Annotated in this window: 6 protein-coding genes; 4 read left to right on the top strand and 2 right to left on the bottom strand. The window is 37.1% G+C overall.

All coding sequences use genetic code 11. The annotated features are described in order from the left end of the window. Positions 1 to 37 precede the first annotated feature (37 nt). From ACIQ2X_RS01570 to ACIQ2X_RS01560, 3 genes are all read left to right on the top strand, one after another. Positions 38 to 352 (top strand): hypothetical protein, encoded by a 315-nt coding sequence (locus tag ACIQ2X_RS01570; protein ID WP_396177118.1) that lies wholly within the window; start codon positions 38 to 40, stop codon positions 350 to 352. A gap of 9 nt (positions 353 to 361) precedes the next feature. After that, entirely contained in the window at positions 362 to 1090 is a 729-nt protein-coding gene (locus tag ACIQ2X_RS01565) for a GLPGLI family protein (protein WP_396177117.1), read from the top strand. Between the two features lie 108 nt (positions 1091 to 1198). Further along, the gene (locus ACIQ2X_RS01560) at positions 1199 to 3865 is read left to right on the top strand and encodes a carboxypeptidase-like regulatory domain-containing protein (protein ID WP_396177116.1); all 2667 of its coding nucleotides are present in this window, start codon (positions 1199 to 1201) and stop codon (positions 3863 to 3865) included. A gap of 114 nt (positions 3866 to 3979) precedes the next feature. Here the strand turns inward: ACIQ2X_RS01560 and ACIQ2X_RS01555 are convergent, their stop codons facing one another. Beyond that, complete coding sequence (locus tag ACIQ2X_RS01555) at positions 3980 to 4510, bottom strand: heavy-metal-associated domain-containing protein (RefSeq protein WP_396177115.1); 531 nt, start codon at positions 4508 to 4510, stop codon at positions 3980 to 3982. Between the two features lie 116 nt (positions 4511 to 4626). Between ACIQ2X_RS01555 and ACIQ2X_RS01550 the strand changes: the two genes are divergently transcribed. Further along, positions 4627 to 5496 (top strand): DMT family transporter, encoded by an 870-nt coding sequence (locus ACIQ2X_RS01550; protein ID WP_396177114.1) that lies wholly within the window; start codon positions 4627 to 4629, stop codon positions 5494 to 5496. Between the two features lie 252 nt (positions 5497 to 5748). Here the strand turns inward: ACIQ2X_RS01550 and ACIQ2X_RS01545 are convergent, their stop codons facing one another. After that, positions 5749 to 7833 carry a M16 family metallopeptidase gene (locus ACIQ2X_RS01545; protein WP_396177113.1) on the bottom strand — a complete coding sequence of 695 codons (2085 nt, stop codon included), beginning with the start codon at positions 7831 to 7833 and terminating at the stop codon, positions 5749 to 5751. Between the last annotated feature and the right edge of the window lie 7 nt (positions 7834 to 7840).

The following is a 7840-nucleotide window of genomic DNA, read 5'->3' as shown; positions in this document are numbered from 1 at the left end:
AGTCAGATAGGCTAGCGTAACTTAAAAACAATTTAAAATGAAAAAAGTAATTTTTAGTGCTATCGCAATGATAGCGTTTGTAGGAAGTAGTATGGCGAATAGCATTGCTGATAAAGATGATGTAATTTCGGAATCGAAAGAGGTTGTCGTTATGGATTCTAAAGAAGTTGAAATTAGTACAGTGGAAGTGGAGGCTTTATATGGCAAACCATCTGATTGTGTTCGTTTGGCAAGAAATGCGGTATTACAAGCTGCAGTTGAATATAATTTAGACATTAGTAGTGGTGGAAATGATTTTGATGTAATGATGGAAATGTATCATATTATTTATTTAGATTGTTACAATAACTAATGATGAATTATGAATAAAATTATAATTTATACATTGTTAATTTTATCTCAAATCACTTATTCGCAACACCCTTTTTTGGGTGTTGTCGAATATACGATAGAGCCAATGGAATCTTTTAATGCGTCTAAAATTGCCGATGATAAAAGTTATGAGCCAAGTAAAAAAAGAGAAATGGTTGAAATCTTTTCAAAACCTGCATACTTTACTATGGAATTTAATGCAAATGAATCATTATATAAAAGTAAAGTTGAAACAATGAAATCTGATGCTAAGCAAGAATCAAAGTTAAACTTTCTACAAACCTTCGGTGGTGGGGCTTCTGGTATATATTATTCCAATTTCAAAGAGAAACTAACTCTTGCACAAAAGATTTCGCTTGGAGAGCAAGTGTTGATATCTTATCAATTCCCAGAGTGGGAATTAACAACTGAATCAAAAAAAATAGGTGAATTTCTTTGTTATAAAGCCATTAAGAAACAAACTAATAATAAGACTAAAGGATTGGATGTTGCGTGGTATAGTCCTGAAATACCTGTTCAATTTGGTCCTGCTCTGTACAATGGTTTACCTGGATTAGTTTTAGAAGTACAAGTTGGAAAAATAAGAATTTATGCGTCAAAAATTAAATTAAATGTTGATTCAATTAAAGAAATCGAAAGACCTAATAAGGGAACAAAAATGACCGAGGGAGAGTACCACGATAAAATGAAAAAGGTGGCCGAAGAAATGGGTTTTTAAATCCTGTAAAATTAACCAACCAACGATTCATTATGTCTTTAACATCTTAATAAAAAGAATGTCAAATAAAATTTTAAGACCACTTATATAAAAAATTATAAACCCTAAATGCCCAAATTCCTCCTTCTTTTTCTCTTCATTTCCTTCTCCGTTTTTTCTCAAAAAAGCATAACTGGTGTCGTTTCTGATACCCTAAACCAACCCCTCGAATCGGCTAATTTAATTGCAAAACCCTTGCAAGAAAAAGCCGGAATCAAGTTTGCAATGGCAGACAATAAAGGGCGTTTTCGTCTCGAACTCGATAACGATGTGAAGTATGAAATCGTGGTTTCGTACATTGGTTACACCCAAGAAGTATTAATTGTAGAACCAAACTCCACAATTAATACACACAATTTTAAGCTCAAAGCTACTGGCGAAAACCTCAAAGAAATCATCATCAAACACGAGTTCAAACCTATTGTAATCAAAAAAGACACAATGACGTTTAATGTGGCGAGTTTTGCCAACGGCAACGAACGCAAAATGAAAGAAATCCTCGAAAAACTCCCCGGCGTCGAAGTAGATAAAAATGGTGGTGTAACCGTTCAGGGTAAAAAAGTGACTAAAATGCTCGTGGAAGGAAAATCGTTTTTTGGTGGTGGAACCAAACTCGCAGTAGAGAATATTCCAGCCGATGCCTTGGATAAAATTGAAGTGATCGACAATTTTAACCAAGTGGGTTTTATGAAAGAAGTTTCTGATTCGGAAGATTTGGCAATGAACGTAAAACTCAAAGAAGATAAAAAGAAATTTGTTTTTGGTGATGTAGAAGCCGGTGCCGAAGTAGGCAATGGCGACAACTCGTTCTACCTCGGTCATGCCGCCTTGTTTTATTACAGTCCCAAAGGCAACGTGAGTTTCATTGGCGACAGCAATAACATCGGACGAAGCACTTTTACCTACCAAGACCTGATGCGTTTTGACGGTGGCGCGAGTAGCTTTCTTACGGGACGGAAATCACTTTCCAACTTGTGGGATTTTACGAACGATAATACCGATGTGGTGCGAAACAAGTCGCATTTTGGCGCGTTAAATTTCAGTTATACGGCTTCGGAAAAGCTGGATGTTTCGGGTTTTGCGATTTTCAGTAACGTACTTTTAGATCAAAAACTTGAAAGTAAAATTGAATATCTGCAGAACGAATCGCTCACTTTTGAAAACCGAAACCAAGAGGTGGAAAACGAAAGTTTTTTAGGCATTGGAAATGTAAAACTTGATTATTCGCCCACTAAAAAAGAAAAGTGGTACTACAATGCCCAATACCAGTCGAGTAACAACGACGGAGTCAATATTTTAAATTCGGTTACCAATGTAAATGCGAGTACGTTCGAAACCTTGCAAACTGCCGACAATACTTCGGTCAAACAATACATGGAATGGCATAAAAGCATCAGCGACAAGCACACGACTACTTTTGTGGTCAATCAGGCTTTTGAACAACAAACACCTCAAAATACCTGGTTTACCGATCAGCCTTTTCTCGCAGGATTGATTCCGCTGCAAGACGATGAAACCTATACCATCAACCAAATTATCAAAACCAAAACCAACAGCATTGATGCGTTGTTCAAGCATTATTGGATCATCAACAACTTCAATCATTTGTACACCAATATTGGAAATAATTACGGAAAATCGACTTTCAACACGTCCGAAAAACAATTGTTAACTGATGGAACGATTAATGATTTTGCTTCGGCAGGATTCGGAAATAATGTAGATTATCAATTGAACGACGCTTATGTCGGTTTGGAATACAAATTTAAAATTGGTATTTGGACCAATAAACCGGGATTGTATTTTCATTGGTACGACTTGAAAACCGAACAATTATCCGATACTTATCAATTGTCCAAAACCTTGTTTCAACCACAATTTACCAGTGAACTCGAGTTTAATAAATCGGAATCGTTGACTTTTAATTACAAGTTGGAAAACGATTTTCCGCAAGTCAATCAATTGGCCAATCGGTTCACACTTAATGGGTATAATTCAGTAAGTCGCGGTAATGCCTTGTTGCGAAACGAACGCTTTCACAATGCCTCGTTAAGTTACCGTAAGATGAATATGTACCGCGGCATAATGTGGTTTGCCAATGCCAATTACAATAAAAAAGTGCGGACCATCCGAAACGACATCGTGTTGAGTGGCATCAATCAATTTTCGACGCCTGTAATTACCGATAATCCTGAAACCAACTGGCGTTTGTACGGTTCGTTCGAAAAGAAAATTTACCGTTTTCGGGTGGGCATTAATACTAGTGTAAATGGATTTAATTATATCCAAACGCTCAACGATGTTACTACCGAAAACAACCGCACGAGCCAAAACGTTGGCGTCACTTTACGAACAGCCAAACGCGATTGGCCCACTTTAGAAGTCGGTTACAAAAAAGGATTCAGTCAGTTTCGGGGTTTAACGAACACGGATTTTAAAACCGATGCGTTTAACACGAGTGGTTCGGTCGAGTTTTTTAAGCATTTTGTGTACAAATTTAGTTACGAAAACCTCAAAAACACCGACGATCGCAACCAAAGTAATTTTTTCGAAATAGCCAATACTTCGCTTCGCTATCAAAAGAAAAACAATCCGTTTGGTTTTGAATTATCGGTCAATAACGTTTTTGATAATCAAACCAAGAACAGCTTTTCATTTTCTGATTTTAGCATCGTAAATAATGCTCGATTTATTATGCCGCGGGTGATTTTGTTTTCGGTGAGTTATAAGTTGTAATTTCTGTATTCTCAATAAACCTGACTCGAGGCGGAGCCGAACAGCGCGAAGCTAAACCTGAAACAAAAAAAAAGAAACCCTTTCGAGTTTCTTTCCATTTGAAGTGCAATACAATTACAACGTTTCTTTCTTTTCAGAACATGCTTTTTTAGAAGAACAACATGCTGGTTTTGCAGTTGTAGATTCGGTTTTAGTTTCAGCAGCCGCTTTTTCGTCGGCTTTGCGTTGTTTGCGTGATTTTTTCTTTTCTTTTTCTTTTTCTTGAAACAACATCGCTTTATCAGCTGTTGTGGTTAGGTTGGAAACCTTATACGAATCGCCTCCGTTTACGGCTTCTACTTTTTCAATCAGTTTTTCAGGAGAAGTTACCGCTGCATCATATGCTACAGTGGCTAGTTTCTTTTCAAAATCGATTTTAGCGTTTTTGACACCCTCTGTGGCAGTCAACTCTTTTTGGATTTTTGAAGCACACATGATTTCGCAACTCATTCCTTCGATTGTAAAACTTGCTGTTTCAACTTTTCCAGTAGCAGCTAAAGTTTTGGCCTCTGTTGGAGTTGTAGTTGTTTCTGCCGTAGTGGTCTTGTCTTTACAACTTGTGAATAGTATTGCAGAAAATGCAAAGATAAAAAGTGATTTTTTCATAAGTATTTGAATTAAATTATATACAATAAAATGCTGTAGATTAGCTACAAAAATAATCAAAAAAGCATTTGAAATTCATTTTAAAGTTACAATTTTGCTTTTCAAAAAATGCAACTATGTTTTCAAAACATTTGAAATGGGTTTTATTGTTCGTACTCGCCTTAATTTGGGGAAGTTCGTTTATTTTAATCAAACGCGGTTTGGTGGGATTGAATCCGTATCAGTTGGGTTCGTTACGCATCATTTTTGCCACCCTTTTTTTGCTCATCATCGGTTTTAAAAGTATTGCCACCATTCCGCACGGAAAGTGGAAATACATTGCTTTAACCGCTTTTATCGGAACGTTTATGCCGGTGTATTTATTTGCCATCGCCGAAACCGAAATTTCCAGTTCGATTACAGCGGTTTTAAATTCGCTTACACCACTTGGAGCATTGGTTATTGGTCTTTTGGCTTTTGGTTTGCAAGTGCAAAGGCAACAGCTATTTGGAGTTATTATTGGTTTGATTGGAAGTATTTTGTTGATTGCAAATGGGGCAGCAAACAATCCCGAACAAAATTATTGGTACGCTTTATTGGTTATTTTCGCAGCTTTTTGTTATTCACTTAACGTCAATTTGATCAAAAAATATTTATCGGACGTCAAACCCTTGGCCATTACAGCCGGAAACTTTATTGTGGTTTTGGTTCCCGCACTTATCGTTTTGTTTTCAACCGATTTTGGGAAAGTAATTGATCAAGAGGAGGTGCAAACGGCGATGTTGTACATCGTAGTTTTGGGGGTTATTGGAACGGGTGTTGCCAATATCATTTACTTCAACTTGATACAGATGTCTTCGCCAATATTTGCGGCATCGGTTACCTACATGATACCCATAGTTGCTTTTTTCTGGGGAATTCTCGACAACGAACTTTTTAGTCCGATGCAGTATGTGGGAGCCGTGATTATATTTGTAGGAATTTATATGTCGGCTAAGAAAAATTAGTTTTCAGTTTTCAGTTTTATTTATGTGTGCTGCTTGTCCCGATTTTTATCGGGAGCGTTCCGTTCCCGCTTCCCGATGATTGCTTCGTACCTCGCAATAACATCGGGAGAGCTCCACTCAACGACTCACGCGACAGATTTGCAACTCTCATTCAGGTTTAGGACATCCAACATTTAATATACAAAAACTATTTTTTCCCACAAAAAAAAACCGCCATTTCTGACGGTTTTTCTAATTCAAAAATCTTTTATTTTATTGAAAATCGGCATCCGTAACGCCTTCGTTTACTTTTACCTCATTCATTTTAATGTCCAATTCAATTCCCACATTCATAACAATGGTGTAAGGAAATTTAATTCCTTTTACCTCTTTGTAATCTTTGAAATACGTGGTTGTTACCATCTTTTTACCACCTTGATCTTGCGAAGATGATTCAGCTACTTTCAAACCTGATTTTACATCGTAATATTTGGTTGAATTGCCATTCTCTACAGCATATGCATCCGATCCTTCAATCGATTCAATAACGGTAACTTTTCCAGTAGTACTAGAAAGTTCTGGGAAAAATTTAGCCGCCTCTTTTACATCGGCCAGACCTTCGGCTGGAATATCCATTTTTTGACCTTGCTGACTCATGTAGGCTACTTTATCGGTAACTACTTGTTTCATCATATTCATTCCACCCATAGACACATCAACAGCTAGTCGGTTTTTGTTGTCCATTTTTTGAGTGTACGTCAGTGGTTGTGGTGCTTGCGGAATTGTTGTAGTTCCCACCATCATTACTGATTTCACTGCTTTCACTGCTTTATCTCCACCAATGGCTTTGATGTAGTTGTCGTAAACCGTTTTAGTAGTTACACCTGCAGGAACTGGCTTTGAAGTAGCTGGTTTTTCTGTTGGATTTCCAAATTTATCAAAGTAGAAAATTGGCATTTTCAAAGCTTCTAAAGCCGGTAATACTTCTGATGCTTTTCCGGTAACTAGTACACGAGTTTTGTCTTCTGAGAAATATTTTTTCGAAACTCTCAAAATGTCGTCTGCAGTAACGGCATTGATGTTTTTTACATAGTTTTCATAAAAGTCTGCAGGCAAGTTTTGCGTTTGTGCTTGAAGTGCATATCGCGCAATAGTACCCGGTTTTTCTATCGCCATAACGAAATTACCTACATAGCCGGCTTTCACATTTTTCAACATTTCGTCACTTACTTTTTCAGATCGGATTTTTTTAATTTCTTTAAAAAATTCAACAACTGCACTATCCGTTACTGCATTTCGAACTTGTGTATTGGCTTTAAATTTTCCGACATATTTATTTCCACGAATGCTTGAACGTGCACCATAAGTCCAACCATGAGCTTCTCTTAAATTCATGTTCAAGTAGCTATTAAAATCGCCACCCAAAACTTGATTAGCCAAAAGAACTGCAAAATAATCAGGATCTGTCATTTTTAAATCAGAAACATTTACTAAAGAAATTTCGGACTGAACCGCGTTAGGCATATCCACAAAATTAATCTGAGAATACTGCACGTCAAGAGGATTTGGGTAGCTTACAGCTGGAGCAGCGGCTTTTTTCCAAGTTTGAAAAGCGTTGGTAACTGCTTTTTTAACGTCTTTGAATTTAACGTCGCCAATAATTACCAAGTAAGCATTTGCAGGAACAAACTGAGTTACATATTCTTTTTTAATGTCGTCTAAAGAAACATTTTTAATGGTCTCTTCAGTTAAATATTCGCCATTAGGATGTGTTTTTCCGTAAAACAAAACATCTTCCACACGACCCGCTACGGCTTCTACACTTTTTTCATTAGATTTCAAACCTTCCAAAAGTTTGGCTCGCTCTTTTTCCAATTCTTCTTGAGTGAAAACAGAGTTTAAAGCTCCGTCTGCCATTAGCGAAAGGATTCTGTCAGAGTATTTAGACAAGCCACTTCCGTAAGCACCGCTCGAGCTGAACCCGATATTTGCTCCAAGAAAATCAACTTCTTCATTGAATTTGTCTTTCGGCATAGTAGTCGTTCCATTTCCAATCATGCTACTCGTTAAATCAGCAACACCTTTTTTAGCACCCTCTGCATAAGGTGCGTTGTCTATCGTTAGATTGAAAGAAACTCTTGGGAGTTTGTTGTTTTCTACCACCATTACTTTCAAACCATTTGGCAATTCAAAAGTTTGCGGTTTTCCGATATTAATTACAGGTGCTGGTCCTGGTTTTGGCTGTGGTCTTTCCTTCGCTTTTACCGTTGGTGTTGCTAAAGGTTTATTCGGGGTACGTTCTTGTGCTTGCATAATAGTTGTTAAGAACAAGCTTGCTATAAATAGGATTTTTTTCATAATTTAT

It is taken from the genome of Flavobacterium sp. (assembly GCF_044368625.1).
In the GTDB taxonomy this organism is placed as follows: domain Bacteria; phylum Bacteroidota; class Bacteroidia; order Flavobacteriales; family Flavobacteriaceae; genus Flavobacterium.
The sequence above is the reverse complement of the archived record's forward strand: the minus strand, read 5'-3'. Positions and strand labels throughout refer to the sequence as shown.

Bases quoted from the DNA above. Each gene is read 5' to 3' on its own strand.
- ACIQ2X_RS01570 (WP_396177118.1), top strand. From the start codon at position 38: ATGAAAAAAGTAATTTTTAGTGCTATCGCAATGATAGCGTTTGTAGGA.
- ACIQ2X_RS01565 (WP_396177117.1), top strand. From the start codon at position 362: ATGAATAAAATTATAATTTATACATTGTTAATTTTATCTCAAATCACT.
- ACIQ2X_RS01560 (WP_396177116.1), top strand. From the start codon at position 1,199: ATGCCCAAATTCCTCCTTCTTTTTCTCTTCATTTCCTTCTCCGTTTTT.
- ACIQ2X_RS01555 (WP_396177115.1), bottom strand. From the start codon at position 4,510: ATGAAAAAATCACTTTTTATCTTTGCATTTTCTGCAATACTATTCACA.
- ACIQ2X_RS01550 (WP_396177114.1), top strand. From the start codon at position 4,627: ATGTTTTCAAAACATTTGAAATGGGTTTTATTGTTCGTACTCGCCTTA.
- ACIQ2X_RS01545 (WP_396177113.1), bottom strand. From the start codon at position 7,833: ATGAAAAAAATCCTATTTATAGCAAGCTTGTTCTTAACAACTATTATG.